General features: G+C 60.4%; 18 protein-coding genes. 14 read left to right on the top strand and 4 right to left on the bottom strand.

The genetic code is table 11. From position 1 onward, the window contains the following. Positions 1-32: 32 nt before the first annotated feature. The 14 genes from RGV33_RS17445 (at position 33) to RGV33_RS17380 (ending at position 14,751) form a co-directional block, all read left to right on the top strand. Positions 33-554, top strand: a complete 522-nt coding sequence (locus RGV33_RS17445) for a DUF3304 domain-containing protein (RefSeq protein WP_322145335.1) — start codon at positions 33-35, stop codon at positions 552-554. A 233-nt stretch (positions 555-787) separates the two neighbouring features. After that, on the top strand, positions 788-1,309 hold the full coding sequence (locus RGV33_RS17440; RefSeq protein WP_322145334.1) for a DUF3304 domain-containing protein: 522 nt from the start codon (positions 788-790) through the stop codon (positions 1,307-1,309). A gap of 176 nt (positions 1,310-1,485) precedes the next feature. Further along, the gene (locus tag RGV33_RS17435) at positions 1,486-1,995 is read left to right on the top strand and encodes a DUF3304 domain-containing protein (RefSeq protein WP_416152128.1); all 510 of its coding nucleotides are present in this window, start codon (positions 1,486-1,488) and stop codon (positions 1,993-1,995) included. Positions 1,996-2,228: 233 nt separating this feature from the next. After that, positions 2,229-2,750 (top strand): DUF3304 domain-containing protein, encoded by a 522-nt coding sequence (locus RGV33_RS17430; RefSeq protein ID WP_322145333.1) that lies wholly within the window; start codon positions 2,229-2,231, stop codon positions 2,748-2,750. Between the two features lie 176 nt (positions 2,751-2,926). Next, complete coding sequence (locus tag RGV33_RS17425) at positions 2,927-3,436, top strand: DUF3304 domain-containing protein (protein WP_416152127.1); 510 nt, start codon at positions 2,927-2,929, stop codon at positions 3,434-3,436. Between the two features lie 28 nt (positions 3,437-3,464). Continuing rightward, positions 3,465-3,722, top strand: coding sequence for a PAAR domain-containing protein (locus RGV33_RS17420; RefSeq protein WP_322145332.1), 258 nt, complete (start codon positions 3,465-3,467; stop codon positions 3,720-3,722). Further along, positions 3,677-4,852: a hypothetical protein gene (locus RGV33_RS17415; protein WP_322145331.1), complete on the top strand. Its 1,176-nt coding sequence runs from the start codon at positions 3,677-3,679 to the stop codon at positions 4,850-4,852. Before RGV33_RS17420 ends, RGV33_RS17415 begins: the two co-directional genes overlap by 46 nt. After that, the gene (locus RGV33_RS17410) at positions 4,836-8,192 is read left to right on the top strand and encodes an ImcF-related family protein (protein WP_322145330.1); all 3,357 of its coding nucleotides are present in this window, start codon (positions 4,836-4,838) and stop codon (positions 8,190-8,192) included. Before RGV33_RS17415 ends, RGV33_RS17410 begins: the two co-directional genes overlap by 17 nt. After that, positions 8,189-9,775 carry a type VI secretion system protein TssA gene (gene tssA / locus RGV33_RS17405; protein ID WP_322145329.1) on the top strand — a complete coding sequence of 529 codons (1,587 nt, stop codon included), beginning with the start codon at positions 8,189-8,191 and terminating at the stop codon, positions 9,773-9,775. The genes RGV33_RS17410 and tssA overlap by 4 nt, the downstream gene beginning before the upstream one ends. Positions 9,776-9,799: 24 nt before the next feature. Further along, entirely contained in the window at positions 9,800-11,569 is a 1,770-nt protein-coding gene (gene tssF / locus RGV33_RS17400; RefSeq protein WP_322145328.1) for a type VI secretion system baseplate subunit TssF, read from the top strand. Then, positions 11,533-12,630, top strand: a complete 1,098-nt coding sequence (gene tssG, locus RGV33_RS17395) for a type VI secretion system baseplate subunit TssG (RefSeq protein WP_322145327.1) — start codon at positions 11,533-11,535, stop codon at positions 12,628-12,630. The genes tssF and tssG overlap by 37 nt, the downstream gene beginning before the upstream one ends. Further along, positions 12,611-13,147, top strand: a complete 537-nt coding sequence (gene tssJ, locus RGV33_RS17390; RefSeq protein WP_322145326.1) for a type VI secretion system lipoprotein TssJ — start codon at positions 12,611-12,613, stop codon at positions 13,145-13,147. The genes tssG and tssJ overlap by 20 nt, the downstream gene beginning before the upstream one ends. A 3-nt stretch (positions 13,148-13,150) precedes the next feature. Then, on the top strand, positions 13,151-13,591 hold the full coding sequence (gene tssE / locus RGV33_RS17385) for a type VI secretion system baseplate subunit TssE (protein ID WP_322145325.1): 441 nt from the start codon (positions 13,151-13,153) through the stop codon (positions 13,589-13,591). Between the two features lie 23 nt (positions 13,592-13,614). Then, complete coding sequence (locus RGV33_RS17380) at positions 13,615-14,751, top strand: OmpA family protein (protein WP_322145324.1); 1,137 nt, start codon at positions 13,615-13,617, stop codon at positions 14,749-14,751. Positions 14,752-14,803: 52 nt separating this feature from the next. Here RGV33_RS17380 and modC read toward each other — a convergent pair whose 3' ends face one another. The 4 genes from modC to RGV33_RS17360 form a co-directional block, all read right to left on the bottom strand. Continuing rightward, positions 14,804-15,889, bottom strand: coding sequence for a molybdenum ABC transporter ATP-binding protein (gene modC, locus RGV33_RS17375; protein WP_322145323.1), 1,086 nt, complete (start codon positions 15,887-15,889; stop codon positions 14,804-14,806). Then, positions 15,889-16,569, bottom strand: a complete 681-nt coding sequence (modB, locus tag RGV33_RS17370; protein ID WP_322145322.1) for a molybdate ABC transporter permease subunit — start codon at positions 16,567-16,569, stop codon at positions 15,889-15,891. The genes modC and modB overlap by 1 nt, the downstream gene beginning before the upstream one ends. Beyond that, the gene (gene modA / locus RGV33_RS17365; protein ID WP_256352962.1) at positions 16,570-17,337 is read right to left on the bottom strand and encodes a molybdate ABC transporter substrate-binding protein; all 768 of its coding nucleotides are present in this window, start codon (positions 17,335-17,337) and stop codon (positions 16,570-16,572) included. It abuts the gene before it with no gap. A 119-nt stretch (positions 17,338-17,456) separates the two neighbouring features. Then, complete coding sequence (locus tag RGV33_RS17360; protein WP_322145321.1) at positions 17,457-18,521, bottom strand: nitronate monooxygenase; 1,065 nt, start codon at positions 18,519-18,521, stop codon at positions 17,457-17,459. Positions 18,522-18,541 lie beyond the last annotated feature (20 nt).

Below are 18,541 nucleotides of genomic sequence, written 5' to 3'. Positions count from 1 at the left end.
TGTTTCGATGCTCTGCTCCAGGAGTAAAACCTATGTCTCACCCTATTTCGTATCGAGTAGTAATAGGTGCGCTCTGCGGCCTGATTGGAGCTGTGCTTGTACAGAGTGCTCAGGCCAGCACGCTCGAAGCCATTAACCACACGCACTGGGCAATCAACCGCTTTAGTGTTGATGGGCGTTCGGGGATCGACATTATTGGTCCGTATCAGGGTGGCGGGGGAGGTTGCTGTTATGTAGCGCCGTCGCGCTGGCAGCCGGGGATGACGGTGCGTGTTGATTGGGAAACAGGTGTTGGTAGTTCAAAAGGTTTTCCCGGTTTTGCTGATAGACCTAAATACCTAGCTTGGAGGGATCAGATACGAGCCCAAAAACGTCAACTCAGCAAAACTATTCCCATCCCTGACTACACCGGCCAAAAAATCTGCGGCCTCACCGTCCACTTCCTGCCCTGCGATGAACTCCAGGTCACGACCTCCTGCTATGCCTACGGTAGCCCCGAATACCCGATCAAAACCCCGCTGCACTTGCCGGAGCCTCAGTCATGTCCGAAGTGAAACATGCCAGTGTCTGGTTCCCGCCGGCGTTTCCTATGGAAGGACGTTTGCCTCGCCGCACCGTTCAGGTCCAACAAAACGTCCTGCGCCAGTGCGAGCAGGAGCGCGGCTACCAGGATGCCCTATGCCTGGCAGCTGGTTATCGGGTTACGCCACCTACGCCAAGGTCAGTGAGGTGAGCAATGAATCGGTTTGATCCAGTGTTTCGATGCTCTGCTTCAGGAGTAAAACCTATGTCTCACCTTGTTTCGTATCGAGTAGTAATAGGTGCGCTTTGCGGCCTGGTTGGAGCTGTGCTTGTACAGAGTACTCAGGCCAGCACGCTCGAAGCCATTAACCACACGCATTGGGCGATCAATCGTTTCAGTGTCGACGGTCGTTCGGGTATCGACATTATTGGTCCGTATCAGGGTGGCGGGGGAGGTTGTTGTTATGTAGCGCCGTCGCGTTGGCAGCCGGGGATGACGGTGCGTGTTGATTGGGAGACAGGTGTTGGTAGTTCGAAGGGATTTCCGGGTTTTGCTGACGAGGTTAAGTACGATGCCTGGCTAGACAAAATCGATGCCCAAAAACGACAGCACAGCAAAGTTGTCCAGGTACCTGACTACACCGGCCAGAAAGTCTGCGGCCTCACCGTCCACTTCCTGCCCTGCGATGAACTCCAGGTCACGACCTCCTGCTATGCCTACGGTAGCCCCGAATACCCGATCAAAACACCGCTGCACTTGCCGGAGCCTCAGTCATGTCCGAAGTGAAACATGCCAGTGTCTGGCTCCCACCGGCGTTTCCTATGGAAGGACGTTTGCCTCGCCGAACCGTTCAGGTCCATCAAAATGTCCTGCGCCAGTGCGAGCAGGAGCGCGGCTACCAGGATGCCCTATGCCTGGCAGCGGGATATCGGGTTACGCCACCTACGCCAAGGTCTCACCCTATTTCGTATCGAGAAGTAATAGGTGCGCTCTGCGGCCTGGTTGGAGCTGTGCTTGTACAGAGTGCTCAGGCCAGCACGCTCGAAGCCATTAACCACACGCACTGGGCGATCAACCGCTTCAGTGTCGACGGGCGTTCGGGTATCGACATTATCGGTCCTTACCAGGGTGGTGGGGGAGGTTGCTGTTATGTAGCACCGTCGCGCTGGCAGCCGGGAATGACGGTGCGTGTTGATTGGGAAACAGGGGCTGGTAGTTCTAGCGGATATCCCGGAACTGGAGATTGGGATAAGTATTTAGCATGGGTTGAAAAGATAGATGCACAAAAACGTCGACACACGAAGTTGGTGCCTGTTCCTGACTACACCGGCCAAAAAGTCTGCGGCCTCACCGTGCACTTCCTGCCCTGCGATGAACTCCAGGTCACGACCTCCTGCTATGCCTACGGTAGCCCTGAATACCCAATCAAAACCCCGCTGCACTTGCCGGAGCCTCAGTCATGTCCGAAGTGAAACATGCCAGTGTCTGGCTCCCACCGGCGTTTCCTATGGAAGGACGTTTGCCTCGCCGAACCGTTCAGGTCCAACAAAATATTCTGCGCCAGTGCGAGCGGGAGCGTCGCTACCAGGAGGCCCTATGCCTGGCAGCTGGTTATCGGGTTACGCCACCTACGCCAAGGTCAGTGAGGTGAGCAATGCATCGGTTTGATCCAGTGTTTCGATGCTCTGCTTCAGGAGTAAAACCCATGTCTCATCCTATTTCGTATCGAGTAGTAATAGGTGCGCTTTGCGGCCTGGTTGGAGCTGTGCTTGTACAGAGTACTCAGGCCAGCACGCTCGAAGCCATTAACCACACGCACTGGGCGATCAATAGTTTCAGTGTCGACGGGCGTTCGGGTATCGACATCATCGGTCCGTACCAGGGGGGCGGGGGAGGTTGCTGTTACGTCGCCCCGTCGCGCTGGAAATCGGGGATGACGGTGCGTGTCGACTGGGAAACAGGAGCGGGTAGTTCGAAAGGTTTTCCCGGTTTTTCTGACGAAGCCAAATATGAAGCTTGGGCGGGAAAATTAAGAGCGCAAAAACGCCAGCACAGCAAAGTAGTCACCGTCCCCGACTACACCGGCCAAAAAGTCTGCGGCCTCACCGTTCACTTCCTGCCCTGCGATGAACTCCAGGTCACGACCTCCTGCTATGCCTACGGTAGCCCTGAATACCCAATCAAAACGCCGCTGCACTTGCCGGAGCCTCAGTCATGTCCGAAGTGAAACATGCCAGTGTCTGGCTCCCGCCGGCGTTTCCTATGGAAGGACGTTTGCCTCGCCGCACCGTTCAGGTCCAACAAAATATTCTGCGCCAGTGCGAGCAGGAGCGTCGCTACCAGGAGGCCCTATGCCTGGCAGCTGGTTATCGGGTTACGCCACCTACGCCAAGGTCTCACCCTATTTCGTATCGAGTAGTAATAGGTGCGCTCTGCGGCCTGATTGGAGCTGTGCTTGTACAGAGTGCTCAGGCCAGCACGCTCGAAGCCATTAACCACACGCACTGGGCGATCAATCGTTTCAGTGTCGACGGTCGTTCGGGTATCGACATTATTGGTCCGTATCAGGGTGGCGGGGGAGGTTGCTGTTATGTAGCCCCGTCGCGCTGGCAGCCGGGGATGACGGTACGTGTTGATTGGGAGCGCGGTGTCGCATACGCCGATGGATTCCCCGGCTACGAAGATTGGCCCAAGTATCTCGCTTGGGAAAAGCAAATTGACGCGCAAACGAGTAGGCACTCGAAAGCGGTACCGGTACCTGACTACACCGGCCAAAAAGTCTGCGGCCTCAGCGTCCACTTCCTGCCCTGCGATGAACTCCAGGTCACGACCTCCTGCTATGCCTACGGTAGCCCCGAATACCCAATCAAAACCCCGCTGCACTTGCCGGAGCCTCAGTCATGTTCGAAGTAGTGCGCGGCCTTTATCAGGAGGTGTTGTGATGAAACCTGTAATTCGCCAAGGAGACACGTTGGAAGAGTTTGGCGGCGAAGTGCTGGAGGGGCGTTACGAATGCCATGGTAAACCGATGGCCTGCAAGGGCGACGCCGTGCGCTGCAACTTGCACGGCCGCACCGAGATCGCCGAAGGCACCGACCTGCTGCACATCGACGACCGGCCAGCAGCGCTGCATGGCCACCGCTGCAAATGCGGATGCACGCTGGTCAGCTCAATGCCGGACACGGAGGTGGCCTATTGATTACTGAGCCTGAGTTTGCCGCTTATCCCTTGGACCAGGCCCCGGTGTACTCACGCTGGGTGGTCGGCGGTGTTGCCTTGCTGGTTGTTTTGACCGGTGTGGGCGTGGGGTTGCGATCGATCATTGAGCCGCCCGTGGCGGCTACCGGCTTGGCCATTGCATCACTGGTTTGGTTGTTGGCATTGCTGTTGCGCGTTTTGTACTTTCGCCTCAATCGGCACAACGCACAGAGCTATCACGGCGCAGCCGAACAGGTAAGCCAGGCGTGGTGGGTGCGTCACCGGCAGCGTGTCGGGCTGGTCGAGTCCGTGCTGGTAGCAGCGCCATGCACCACGCCTGAGCAGGCACACCTCCTATTCAGCTCAGACCACCTGCCACCCGAGCCGAAGGCAACGCTTGAAGGGCGCACGATTCATCTTGTCCAGGTGTTTGGGAATGATGTTGCCGAGCGGGAGCGCAATTTAGCGATTTTGCTCGCGCTACAGTGGTACCAACAGCGTGACGAACACGCCTGCGTGCAGCCGCTACGTTGCTACTGGCAGGGTTCACTGTCGGCCTGGCAAGCATTTAGCGAACAAATGACGCTGTGTTCTCCCCAGGTTCAACTGCCCGAACAGCCAGAGCCCTGGGAGGGCATGTGCACCCTGAATTCGGTTATTGACCAGTTGCAGGGCGCTCCCGAAGCGGCCCGCGTTCTCTGCGCCGGTTGCCAGTCCTCGAGTATCCAGCAAGAGAGTCCCTTGCCGGCAGGAGAGGCGGCGGTGCTCTGGTTACTCGGCCCTCAAGGCAGTGTGCGTTTTTCTCGCGGCGAATGGTTTTCGGTTGATACCGAGCAACTTTCTTCGGTTGCCACGCGTGCTCTGCAACAAAGCGAATTAACCGCGCCAACTGACGCGTGCATGTCGTTCGCGCAGCCGAATGTGCCTGAGCTGCCTGCCGCTGGCTGGAACACCAGGCAGCACGTGCAAGACGCCAACTTCGGCGCCCTGAAGCATCTACAGGCGATGGTCGTACAAACCCTGGCTGCGTGGTACGCCGAGCAGCATCAGGTGCCTTGTGCCTGGTTGGCGAACGACCCTCATCACACCCTGGCCCTTGGAATTGTGGAACCCGATGACTCAAATAGTTGAATCTCCGAAAGTCTCCCTTGGGACGACGGCGTTATTACTGGCTGTGATCCTGGCGGTGCTTGTCGCTGTGGGGGCCACGATCTGGTGGTTGCTGATGGAGCCTCGGCTAGTCAGTCGTGCTGTGATACGAGATGTCCTGCTCAAAGGCTTATTGCTGTGGGCATTGTTGTTCGGCATGGCGCTAGTGGCGTGGCTGATTGTTCAGAAGGGGATCCGCAAGTTGGTACTCGGTGCCAGGCTATTGCCAGTGCCTACTTCTGCTGAGTCCGATAAACAGAAAGATCTCGCAGAAATAATTCAAGGCCTGCGCAAGCGCTATGGCTTCTTATGGCGCCGCAAAGTCCGCCTTTTGCTCGTCATCGGCGAGCCCGCCGAAATCCAGGCCATCTGCCCGGCCTTGGCCGAGCAGTTCTGGCTGGAAGGCCAAGGCACCGTCCTGCTGTGGGGTGGTACCGCCCAGTCCAGGCTGGATCAATCATTCGCAAACCGATGGAACGGCCTCAGCCGCTGGCGTGCATTGGACGCTGTGGTCTGGGCCCTGAACAAAACCCAGGGCGCCGATGACGCTGCCATGGGCGCCGGCGTGCGCGAGGTGCAGCGCCTCGCCAGTAGCCTGAAGTGGCAGCTGCCGTTGTACCTCTGGCAAGTCTGCGAAAGTGAGTGGCCTCAAGACTCCCGCAAGACCCGCCCAGTGGGCTGTGTATTGCCCGAACGCTTCACGCCGGCGGCACTGGAAACCGCCCTGACCGGCTTGCTCGAGCCGTTGCGCCGGGTGGGCATGGCGCAGATCAGTACGGCGATGGAGCAGGATTTCCTGCTGCGCCTGTCCCAGGAGTTGCGGGACGAGGGCATTGCCCGCTGGCGTCATACGCTGGCGCCGATGGCTGATGAGTTTGCCGGTGGTGTGCCGTTGCGGGGTGTGTGGTTCAGCCTGCCGATACAGCGCTCACCACATGATCGGCAGCATGACTGGTCGGTGGCCCCGGTGTGGCACGGTGTACTTGGCGATAACACCCGCCACCGTCGGCTGGGTTGGAGCGCACCGCGCGTCGGGTATGCGCTGGTGCTGGGTTTGGCAGTTTTGTGGGGCGCAGGAATGCTGCTGTCGTTTGTCAGCAACCGCGTACAAATCGCCCACCTTCACACTTCATTGGCAGCCTTGCAGCAGTCGCAAAGCCCCGACGAGCAACTGAGGGCATTCAACGACTTGGTACGTGAACTCGACCGCCTTAATTATCGGGATGAGCACGGCGTGCCCTGGTACCAGCGCTTCGGCCTGAACCAGAATCAAAACCTGCTCGCGGTGTTGTGGCCGCGCTACGTCGAAGCTAACAACCGCTTGATCCGCGACCCGGCGGCGGCCAACTTGCAGCGCCAGCTCAACGCGTTGATCAGCCTGCCCCCGGCCAGCGAACAACGAGTAGAGCGTGCCCAGGAGGCCTACGAGCAATTGAAGGCGTACCTGATGATGGCGCGCCCGGCAAAAGCCGACGCCGCGTTCCTGACCCAAGCCCTGGGCAACGCCGAGCCCTTGCGCGACGGTGTGTCGCCTGGGCTGTGGCAAGGCCTGTCGCCGAACCTGTGGCGGTTCTATGGTGAACATCTGGCCGCGCACCCGGCCTGGGCGATCCAGGCCGACTCAAGGCTGGTTGCCCAGGCCAGGCGGGTTCTACTCGGCCAGTTGGGCCAGCGCAACGCCGAAACCCACCTGTACCAGCAGGTCCTCGACGCAGCCGCCAATCAATACCCGGAGCTGGGCGTGCAAAACATGGTCGGCGAGACCGACGCCATGGCGCTGTTCCATACCCAGGCGAGGGTGCCTGGCGTGTTCACCCGCCAGGCTTGGGAAGGGCAGGTGCGCCAGGCCATTGACGATATCGCCGAAGCCCGTCGCGAAGAAATCGACTGGGTGCTCAGCGACAATCAGGCCGATATTGCCGCCGAGCTGACCCCGGATGTGCTCAAGGCGCGCCTCACCGAGCGCTACTTTCAGGATTACGCCAACGCCTGGCTGGACTTTCTCAATAGCGTGCGCTGGCAAAACGTCGCCAGCCTGCCCGATGTGATCGACCAACTCACGCTGATGACCGATGTGCGCCAGTCACCCCTGATCGCCCTGATGAATACCCTGGCCTATCAGGGGCAGGCCGGCACCCGCAGCCAGGCCTTGGCCGACTCGCTGATGCAGTCTGCGCAAAAGCTTGTGGCGAAGGACAAAGTGCCCATGATTGACCCACGGGCACAAGCCCCGCGCGGTCCGCTGGACGCTACCTTCGGTCCATTGTTGAGCCTCATGGGCCAAGACCCGGAGGGCAGCGAGCGGTTGAGCCTGCAAGCATTCCTGACCCGTGTCACCCGCCTGCGCCTGAAATTGCAGCAAGTTAGCAATGCCCCCGATCCGCAGGAAATGACACAGGCTTTGGCGCAGACCGTATTTCAGGGCAAGAGTGTTGTCCTGACGGACACCCAATCTTATGGCAGCCTGGTGGCCGCCAGCCTGGGAGCAGAGTGGAGCGGGGTGGGCCATACCCTGTTTGTACAGCCGCTGGACGAAGCCTGGCAACGCGTCTTGCAACCCTCGGCTGCGGGCCTTAACAGCCAGTGGCAGCGCTCAATCGTTCGTGATTGGCAGGGCGCTTTCACCGGGCGCTACCCGTTCGCTGCAACCACCAGCGATTCCTCGTTGCCGATGCTGGGGCAGATGATCCGTGCAGATTCCGGGCGCATCGAGCAGTTCCTGCGCAGCCAACTGAGCGGTGTGCTGCGCAAGGAAGGCAGCCGCTGGGTTGCCGACCCACGCCATAGCCAAGGGCTACGGATCAATCCGCAATTTCTGCTGGCGATCAATCAGCTCAGTCATCTGGCCGACGTGATCTATACCGACGGCGGCATGGGATTGAGCTTCGAACTGCAAGGCAAACCGGTGCGTGATGTGGTGCAAACCACCTTCATCCTCAACGGCGCACGTCATCAGTATTTCAACCAAAAAGAGTTCTGGCAGCGCTTCAGTTGGCCGGGCCGCGGTGATTACCCGGGCGCCAGCCTGAGCTGGACCAGTGTGCATACCGGCGAGCGCCTGTTGGGTGATTACCAGGGCACCTGGGGCCTGATCCGCTTGCTGGAAAAAGCCCGCATCACCGTGCTGGACGACGGCGACAGCCGCTACCGCATGGAGCTCAAGGCCCCCGACGGGCTGAACCTGACCTGGAACCTGCGCACCGAACTGGGCGCGGGCCCGTTGGCGTTGCTCACGCTGCGAGGCTTCACGTTGCCGTCGCAGATCTTCCTCAATGAGGGCATAGCAAGTGCGCCCTATGCGCAGAGCGGGGGCGTTGAATGAGCCTGCATACCTTGATCACGCACTGCCTCGGCGACCGCGACGCTCTGGCTTTGGCACATAGTCAGGCTGGCCGCTGGCAACCGTGGCTGCAACCCATCAGCACAGCCTCGCCTGCAGGCGAAGACCCAGGCTATGACGACGACTTCCAGCGCATGCGCGAAGAGGTCAACAAGCTGTCCGGGGCGGATGCCGAGCGGGTCGTCCACCTGGCAGAAAAGCTGCTGATCCACACCTGCAAAGACTTGCGTGTGGCGACGTATTACCTGTGGGCCCGTTTGCAAAAGGATGGGGAAGCCGGGCTGGCTGATGGCCTCACCTTGCTTGCCGCATTGGTGGAGCGTTACGCCGCCCATGTGCTGCCGGCACGCCCCAATAGTCGCAAGATGGCGCTGGAATGGCTGGCCAGTGGCAAGGTACTGGACAGCCTGTCGCTGTACCCCGAAGTGGTGCGCAGTGAAGCCGAACGCACGGTGGCAGCGCTGGCCTGGCTGGAGCGTGGGCTGCAAGCCTGGCCGCAAGACCAGCGCCCGGCTTTGGGGGCGTTGTATGGCGCGTTGTCCGCGCGGTTGACGCAGTCCGGCGGGGTAGATGCGCTGGTACCGCAACACAGTGCCAGTCATGACTCAAGCACCCACGCCACGGCGCCTTCCGCCACGCCCGTCAAATCCGGGCGCGATCTGCTGGACAACGGCAGGGCGCTGGCGGGTTATTTGCGCGAGCAGCCTCAAGGCTGGCTGGCGGCGCATCGGCTGATGAAGAGCTTGCGTTGGGACACGGTGCATCAGGCACCGCCTGAGGAAGCCCTCGGGAATACACGGCTTGCGGCGCCCCGTGCTGATTATCGGGCACAGCTCAAACGCCTGTACCTGCAACAAAGCTGGAGCGAACTGCTCGACCAGGTCGAGCGGGTGTACGCCGAAGGCGTGAACCACTTCTGGCTGGATTTGCAGTGGTACCTGTACCAGGCGCTGAACAAACAACCCGCGCCACAAGACAGCTGGGCCGACATCGTCAAGCGTGACTTGGGCATGTTCCTTGAGCGCTTGCCTGGCCTGGAGCTGTTGCACTGGAACGATGGAGCACCGTTCGCTGACGAGACCACCCGTGACTGGATTACCCAGCACGTCAGCGGCAATCGTGCGCAGCAATGGTTGCCTGCACCAAAGGCGGCGCTCACCACCGCAGACGCAGAAATCTTGTCGCTGGAGAGTGAAGCCCTGGCCCAGGCTGACAGCGATGGGGTGGAAACGGCGCTCGCCTGGCTGTCGACCCGACCCGACGTGCAGACCGGCCGCCAGCGCTGGCTGCTGCGCTTGTTGATGGCTCGCGTGGCCGAACAATACGGCAAGAGCGACTTGGCTGTTCATCTCCTGGGGGAGCTGGACGCTACCGCGCAGCACCATGCACTGGCGGTGTGGGAGCCGGAACTGAATTTTGAGGTCAAGGCGCGTCTGTTCAAGCTGCTACGTCTGAAAGCACAGCGCAACGATGCCGACAAACCCACCCTGGCCCGGCGTGCCGAGGCCTTGCTGGCCGCATTGGTAGCGATTGACCCGGTGCGCGCGGCGGTGCTCTGCGACTAACCCTCTTTCATCAGGAATTTATGTGTGAGCATGGACAATTTGACACTGCGCTACTTCGACGCCGAAATGCGTTACTTGCGCGAAGCTGGCAAGGAATTCGCCGAAGCCTTCCCGGATCGGGCAGCCCAGCTCAGTCTGGACAAACCCGGTGCGCAAGACCCTTATGTGGAGCGTCTGTTTGAGGGATTTGCGTTCTTGATGGGGCGCCTGCGGGAGAAGCTCGACGATGATTTGCCCGAGCTGACCGAAGGGCTGGTCAGCCTGCTATGGCCGCATTATTTACGCACCATTCCATCGCTTTCGGTTATCGAACTGGTGCCGGAGCTGGCACAGATGAAACGCAGCGAAGCCATCGGCAAGGGCTTTGAGGTGTTGTCCCAGCCTATCGGTTCGCAACGTACCCGTTGTCGTTACACCACCACTCAGGACGTGACGTTGCAACCGCTTGCCCTGGAGTCGGTGCGACTGGCTTATGAACCGGACGGCCGCTCTGTGCTGCGCCTGCGCTTTGTCTGCGGCGCGTTGACAGACTGGAGCGAGCTCGACCTGAGCCGCCTGCCGCTGTACCTGAATGCCGACGCACCGCTGGCCAGTGCCTTGCACCAGGCGCTGACGCTCAATACCCAGGCGCTGTATGTGCGTCTGTCGGGGCAACTGGAGCGTCATCCATTGGACGGCCATTTTGCGCCCAAGGGATTCGCCGATGAGGATCGCCTGTGGCCCAAGGGTGACAGCGCGTTCAGCGGTTATCAGTTGCTGCTGGAGTACTTCACCTTCCGCGAAAAGTTCATGTTCGTGACCCTCTGTGGCCTGGAGCAACTCAGCCTGAGCGCGCAAACGTCCTGGTTCGAATTGGACGTGGTGCTGCGTGAGGCATGGCCACGGGATTTCAATGTGAGCAATGAACACATTCGCCTGCATGCTGTACCGGTGATCAATCTGTTCGCGCTGGAGTCTGACCCCCTGACCCTGGCGCAGTTGCAAACGGATTATCTGTTGCGGCCCATGCGATTGCAGGACGGCCACACCGAGATTTATTCGGTCGACCAGGTGACCTCGTCAAAGAATGCCGTGCGCCACGACTATGTGCCATTCAGCAGCTTCCGCCACAAGGGCGGCATGCTGCGTGACGATGCCCCTGAGCGGTATTTCCATACCCGCTTGAAGCGCTCACCCAAGGGATTGCATGACATCTGGTTGATCCTGGGCGGTGATGGCTTCGAAAAAGATCAGTTGCACTCCGGCGAAAGCCTGTCATTGCGGTTGACCGGCACAAACGGCCTGTTACCCCGCAAAGCCCTGCAAAGCACCCTGCTCGACACCGTGGTGCAATCCACCAAGACCGGCCTGCGGGTGCGCAACCTGTGCGCCCCAAGCTTGCCGTGCTACCCACCCAATCGTGATCGTTTTCATTGGCGCGTACTCAGCCACTTGGGTTCGAATTTCCTGCCGATGCTCGACAGCGCAGAGGTGCTGCGCGGCACCCTGGCGTTGTACGACTGGGCGGGTGGCGAGCTGAACCGTCGCCGTCTGGAGGCGATTGTCGAGGTTCGCCATCACCTGGTTCAGCGCTTTGAAAAAGGCTTTTTACTGCGTGGGGTGGATATCGAAATCACCCTGGACGCGAATGGTTTTTCAGGGGAGGGCGACATCAGCCTCTTTGGCGAAATGCTCCATCGTTTCTTTGGCCTGTACGCCGATATTCATTTGTTCAACCAGCTTACGCTGATCCTGCAACCTACTGGAAAGTGCCTGCGATGGAACGAGAACCACAGTCAGCGTATTCCCGGCTGAAAGCCGCTGGATTACTCGAAGCGTTGGAAGGGCAGGTCGCCGAAGCCAATCTTTACCGATTCTGCCAGTTGCTGGAACAGGCGTTGCCTGGTCACCCGCCGCTGGGGAGTACCGCGCACCCGGCGGATGACCCGGTGCGCTTTCGGCCCGATCCCGGCATGGGCTTTCCCGCGGGGGAGCTGAAGGCCATCGAAATAGGCGAAGCACATCCTGATCGTCCTGCAACGGTACGCACGCGTTTGCTTGGGCTTTACGGCGTCGATTCGCCGATGCCCACCACCTTCCTGGACGACATCGCCCAGCGTCGCGAAGGACATGCAGCCCTGGCGGCGTTCCTGGATATTTTCAACCACAGGATCTTCACGCAGTTCTACCGCATTTGGCGCAAGTACTCCTACCCGGCGACGTTCGAGGCGGGTGGCCGTGATGCAACTTCACAATGCCTGCTGGGGCTGATCGGTCTGGGGATTCCCGGTACCGACAGGCAGATTACAACGCCGATATCACGTTTCCTGGCGTTGCTCAGTGTGATGCGTCTGCCTACCCGCAATGCCGAGGGCATCACCGCACTCGTCAAACTGCTAGCCCCCAACACTCAGGTGCGAGTAACGCGGCACTGGCCACAAAAAGTGCCCATGGCGCAGCCGGCCAGCCTGTCGATGAGTTGCCCGGTGAGTTTGTCCCAGGGCACGCCGTTAGGCAGCGTCGGGCGCGACGTCAACAGCCAGTTGCACCTCGGGCTGTTCACCGAGGACCTGGTTGAGGCGCGTGGCTGGTTGCCGGGCAACCCATTGCACAACGACTTGCTGGTATTGCTGCGGGTCTATCTGGGCTGGCGTTGCACCGCGAAATTGCAGCTGTCACTGCCGGTACACAGCCTGCCAAAGGCGATCCTGGGCGGTGCGCCGGTACTGCTGGGGATGACCGGCGTACTGGGGCTGGGCAGCGACGCCTGGCAGGTAACGGAGCAGCAAAAAATCACCATTAACCTGGGCCGATACCAAGGCCTGCACAGCAACCCGAAATTCAGAGAGGCGCAGCATGTCACGTACCGTTTTTAATCTAGTGAAGGTGGCCGTGTTCGGCGCACTCCTGAGTGGTTGTGGGTTGACCCAGACCGTGACCGACACCACCACGTCCACAGCCAAGGCGATCTTCTACAAACAAGTAAAGACTTTGCACCTGGACTTCACCGGGCGCCCCGCGACGAACGCAGACGTCATGGACATGCGTGGTTTAACGGTGCCCACGGTGGTACGCGTGTATCAGCTGCGCGACAACAAAGTGATGGAGAAGGCGACCTATGACAGTGTGCTGGGCGACGCTGACAATCTGTTGCGCAGCGACCTGTTGGGCCAGCAGGCACTGGTGATCAAGCCCGGTGAGGGCGCACAGCTTGATGTGCCGTTGGATAAGGATGCTCAGTTCGTCACGGTGGTGGCGTTGTTGCGCACACCCGATACCCAACTGAACACCTGGCGCCTGACCCTGACCCGTGATGATCTGGACCCGGATCGGGCGAGGGTAGTCGAGCTCTACAACAATCGGCTGGCCTTACAACCGTTGGCCAAGGAGTAGGCCGTGAGCGAATTGAACCCATCGCTCTACGAAATGCTCCTGCAGAATTTCGACGGCGAACTGGACCTGTACCGCGTTCCGGAAGAGGACCAGCACACCTTGTCGGTACTGGACAACCTGCAACGCATCCTCAACAGCCGGGCGGGATCGCTCAGTCACCTGCCGGACTATGGCCTGCCGGACATGGGGCAGACCCTGCAAGGGCTGCCCGCATCGGCGCATGACCTGATCGGGACGCTGGTCAACACCTTGCTCAAGTACGAGCCGCGCCTGGCCGCCGTCAATATCGAACTGCTGCCCCAGACCCGGCCAGGTCATTTGGAATATGCCCTCGATGCGCAGCTGAAAAACGGCGAGCGGGTGAGCTTCGGCACGACCCTGGCGGCTGAGGGGAAAGTCCTGGTGCGCCATTTAAGGCAGCAGAACTACCTGTCGAAACCGTAAACCTGTAACGGAAGGGAAGCTGGATGACAGCGTTATTTGAAATGCGTATTCGAGTCGGCGGTGACCCGCGAGGCCTCGGTGAATTTACGGTGCTACGTGACGAGTTGGCCAAACTGAGCCATCCGGCATGCCCGGCCGTCGACTGGGTCAAGGTCGAGCAGTTGTGCTTGACGTTATTCCAGAACAATGGCGCAGACCTGCAAACCGCGGCCTCTTTTGCGTTGGCGCGCAGCCATTGCTACGGCCTGGAAGGCATGGCGCAAGGGGTAACGTTGATTGAGGTGCTGTGCAGTGAATGGACAACGGTGTGGCCGCTGATGCACTCGATGCGTATGGGGATTCTCGCCTGGCTGTTTGCCCAATGGCAGCCATTGTTGCGCAGCCTTGAAGTTACTCAGCAGACGCTGTCCCAATTGGCGCGGCTGGGCGCTGAACTGGATCGGTTAGCCGCGCAGTTGGATCGTCGGGGGCAAGTGTCTCTCGTCAGCTTGCAGGCGCTGCGTCATCAGATAGCCAGCCTGATGCAACGCCTTCAACGTAACGTTGCTTCGGGTGAAATGCTGCCGGCGCTGCCAATGTTGATGAGAACCCCCGAGCCGGCTTTCGTGGTGCCGGTGATAGTCCTGCCAGCCCACCCGATGCCGGAGCTTCCGCCGGCCGCCAACAAAACCTACAAGCGCAGTATTGTCCTTTGGCTGTTTGCACTGCTCGCCTCAATCGCCCTCGGAGTTGGGTTTTGGTGGTGGAGCCAGGCCGCCTCGCCGCCGCAGCCAGTGCCCGATACGGTGCACCTGGATAGCCTGTCGCTGTTCGATGCCGGTAGCTCCGAGCTCAAGCCCGAGTCGACCAAGGTGCTGATCAATGCGCTGGTCAACATCAAGGCGCAGCCGGGCTGGTTGATCGTGATTGTGGGACATGCCGACACCACCGGCGATTCTGAGCAGAACCTTCAACTGTCCTACGCCCGCGCCTCGGCGGTACGCGACTGGATGCAGCGTATGGGCGATCTTGCGGATAACTGTTTTGCCGTCCAGGCCGCAGCAGGCAAGCAACCGATCGCCAGTAATGACACAGCATCTGGCCGAGCAGCCAACCGTCGGGTGGATATACGTCTGATGCCACAGGCGCAGGCTTGTGCGCCGGCCTCTATTGATCAATAGCTTAGTTGGATAGCGGCAGAGTCAGGTCGCTGCGGGCCAGGCAAAGTGCGCCTCAGGCCAGTACCGCCACCGCCTTGATTTGCGCCCATAACGTCTGGCCGGGATGCAGTTGCAATTGGTCCCGTGAGTAACGCGTAATCCGCGCCAGCAGCGGCGTGCCGGCGGCATCCAGGCTTACCAGCACATGGGCTGCGTTGTCCGCCGGGATTTCCTGGGTCACCGTCACCGGCAGGCGATTGAGGATGCTGCTGTGTTCCTCGGCCTGCAGGCTCAAGCTGACGTCGCGCGCCTGGATCTTGAAACGCAACTGTTTGCCCAGCGCCAATGGTGCATGGGCCACGCGCATCTGCAATTGGCTCGCGGGCAATTGCAGGGTGAGCAACTGGTAATGTTCGTCGTAGGCGCAGACCGTGCCGTTGATCACCACGCCGGCGTCGTCGCCCAGGGCAAGGGGCAGGTCCAGCCGGGCCAGGGTTTCGCCGATGGGGCCGCTGGCCAGGGCCTTGCCGTCACTGAGCAACACGATGTGATCGGCCAGGCGCGCCACTTCGTCTTGGGCATGGCTGACGTACAACACCGGAATCTCCAGTTCGTCGTGCAGGCGTTCGAGGTACGGCAGGATCTCGCTTTTGCGTTTGCTGTCCAGCGCCGCCAACGGTTCGTCCATCAGCAACAGGCTCGGGCTGGTGAGTAGGGCGCGGGCGATGCCGATGCGCTGGCGTTCACCGCCGGAAAGGTGCTGCGGATGACGGTCCAGCAGGTGGCCGATGCCCAATAGTTCGGTGGCGTGGCTCATCTCCACCCGGCGTTGTTGGCGCGCGATACGCTTGAGGCCGAACTCCAGGTTGGCCAGCACCGACAAATGCGGGAACAGGCTGGCCTCTTGAAACACATAGCCCAACGCGCGTTTGTGCGGCGGCACGAACAGCCCTTTGCGGCTGTCTTGCCAGACTTCGTCGTTGATCTGCACGAAGCCCTCTTCGGCGCGTTCCAGCCCGGCGATGCAACGCAGGCAGGTGGTCTTGCCCGAGCCGGAATGGCCGTACAACGCCGTCACCCCGCGACCGGGCAGTTGCAGGTCGACGTCCAGGGCGAACCCGGAGTACTTCAGTTGCAGGCGCACCTCGATCATCGACATCAGCTCCAGCCCGCTTTGGTTTTACGGCTGGAGTAGAGCGCCAGCAACACCAGGAAAGAAAATACCACCATGGAGCCGGCCAGCCAGTGGGCCTGGGCATATTCCATGGCTTCGACGTGGTCGTAGATCTGCACCGAGACCACCCGGGTCTTGTTCGGAATATTGCCGCCGATCATCAGCACCACGCCGAACTCACCGACGGTGTGCGCAAAACCGAGAATCGACGCCGTGATAAACCCCGGGCGTGCCAGGGGCAGGATCACGCTGAAGAAAGTGTCCCAGGGATTGGCCCGCAACGTGGCGGCCACTTCCAGTGGGCGAGTGCCGATGGCAGAAAAGGCGTTTTGCAGCGGCTGCACCACGAACGGCATGGAATAGATCACCGAGCCAATCACCAGCCCGGCAAAGCTGAAGGTCAGGGTTCCCAGGCCCAGCCATTGGGTGAACTGGCCGAAGTAGCCGTTGGGGCCCATGGTCAGCAGCAAGTAGAAGCCGATCACCGTGGGTGGCAACACCAGAGGCAAGGCCACCACCGCGCCGATGGGGCCGCGCCACCACGAACGGGTGCGCGACAGCCACAGGGCGATCGGAGTGCCGATAATCAACAGGATGACCGTGGTCAGTGACGCCAGCTGCAGGGTCAACCAGATCGCGGAAAAATCGGCACTCGACAGCGGCATTTACAGCTCGTAACCGTAGGACTTGATCACTGCGGCGGCTTTCGGACCTTTGAGGTATTCAACCAGGGCCTTGGCGGCTGCGCTGTCCTTGCCTTTGGTGAGGATCACCGCGTCTTGCTTGATCGGGTCATGCATCGACGACGGCACGATCCAGGCCGAGCCGCTGGTGACCTTGCCGTCCTTGTAGATTTGCGACAGCGCGACAAAACCCAATTCGGCGTTGCCGGTGGACACGAACTGATAGGCCTGGGTGATGTTCTGGCCTTCAACGAGCTTGTCCTTGACCTTTTCGGTCAAGCCTTCCTTCGCCAGCACTTGAGTGGCAGCGAGGCCATACGGCGCGGCTTTCGGGTTGGCGATGGACAGGTGCTTGAATTCATTTTTCTTCAGCACGTCGCCCTTGGCGTCCACGTAGCCTTCCTTCGCCGACCACAGCGCCAGGGTGCCTACCGCGTAGGTGAAACGCGAACCCTTGACGGTGTCGCCTTCGGCTTCAAGTTTCTGCGGGGTGGTATCGTCGGCGCTGAGGAACACTTCAAACGGCGCGCCGTTCTTGATCTGGGTATAGAACTGGCCGGTGGCACCGTAGGCCGCGACCAGCTTGTGGCCGGTGTCTTTTTCAAAGTCGGCGGCAATCGCCTGGATCGGGGCGGTGAAGTTGGCAGCCACGGCCACCTGCACTTCATCGGCGTTCGCCGAGGAGAAGGCAAACGCGGCGATCAGGGTGGCGAGGGCCGTGGGGGCCAGGCGTGAGGCGCGAATCATCATCAAGAAGCTCCTTGGGGTTTCCGGCTTGTTATAGGCAGAGGGGGTCTACCGCTATGTATGGGAATATATAGCGGTTGGCCAGTGCCGGTACAGTGCAAAGTTGTCCCGGGAGTTCAGGTTCAGCGTCGGCCGAGTTTTTCCAGGGTCTGTGCGGCCAGCTCCAGCGTCAGGTCATAGGTTGAGATGTCTTTGCCCAGGCGCAGCGCCTGGCCCGACCACAAATTACTGAAGCCGGCTTCATCCTTGGCCTTGAGTGGCATCAACGCACCGCCGGACAACGGAAACGCCGGTGCCTTCGGATTGATCGCACCCAACTCACGCATCACCCGGTTGATGATGCCCCGCGCCGGGCGGCCTGTGAACAGGTTGGTCAACGCGGTTTCACTGGCCTGGGCATTGCGCAAGGCGTGGTGGTGCGACTTCGAGACGGTGGCCTCGGGGGTAAACAGGTACGCCGTGCCGATCTGCACTGCCGATGCGCCGAGGGCGAAGGCCGCGACAATGCCCCGCGCATCACCGATACCGCCCGCTGCGATCACCGGCACGCTCACGGCATCCACCACCTGCGGCACCAGGGCCATCGTACCGATCTGGCTATTCAGGTCGTCGCTGAGGAACATCCCGCGATGGCCGCCGGCTTCGGAACCCATGGCGATGACCGCGTCGCAGCCGTGTTGCTCCAGCCAGATAGCTTCTTCTACCGTGGTGGCCGACGACAGCACCTTTGCCCCGGTAGCCTTGACCCGGTCCAGCAGGGATTTTTCCGGCAGGCCGAAATGAAAACTCACGACTTCCGGGCGGAATTCTTCCACCACTTCACAGGCGGCGTTATTGAACGGTGCGCGGTTGGAGACGGGCGTCGGGGCGTCAAAGTCAGCGCCCAGTTCACGGTAATAGGTTTCCAGCAGGTTCTTCCAATGAAGGTCGCGGTCGGCATCCGGCGCTGGCGGCTGATGGCAGAAGAAGTTCACGTTCAGCGGCCGCGAACTGGCTTGACGAATAACCGTAAGTGCCTCGCGCAACTGCTCGATGCTCAACGCTGCCGCCGGCATCGAACCGAGGGCTCCGGCCTGGTTGACGGCAATCACCATGGCGGTACTCGTGGCATTCGCCATGGGCCCCTGAATGATGGGTAACTCAATGCCCAGCAGGTCAAGAATCCGGGTGTCTGGCCAGGTGCTCATGGTGCGCTTCTCCAACGGTG

It is taken from the genome of Pseudomonas sp. Bout1 (assembly GCF_034314165.1).
In the GTDB taxonomy this organism is placed as follows: Bacteria; Pseudomonadota; Gammaproteobacteria; order Pseudomonadales; family Pseudomonadaceae; genus Aquipseudomonas.
The sequence above is the reverse complement of the archived record's forward strand: the minus strand, read 5'-3'. Positions and strand labels throughout refer to the sequence as shown.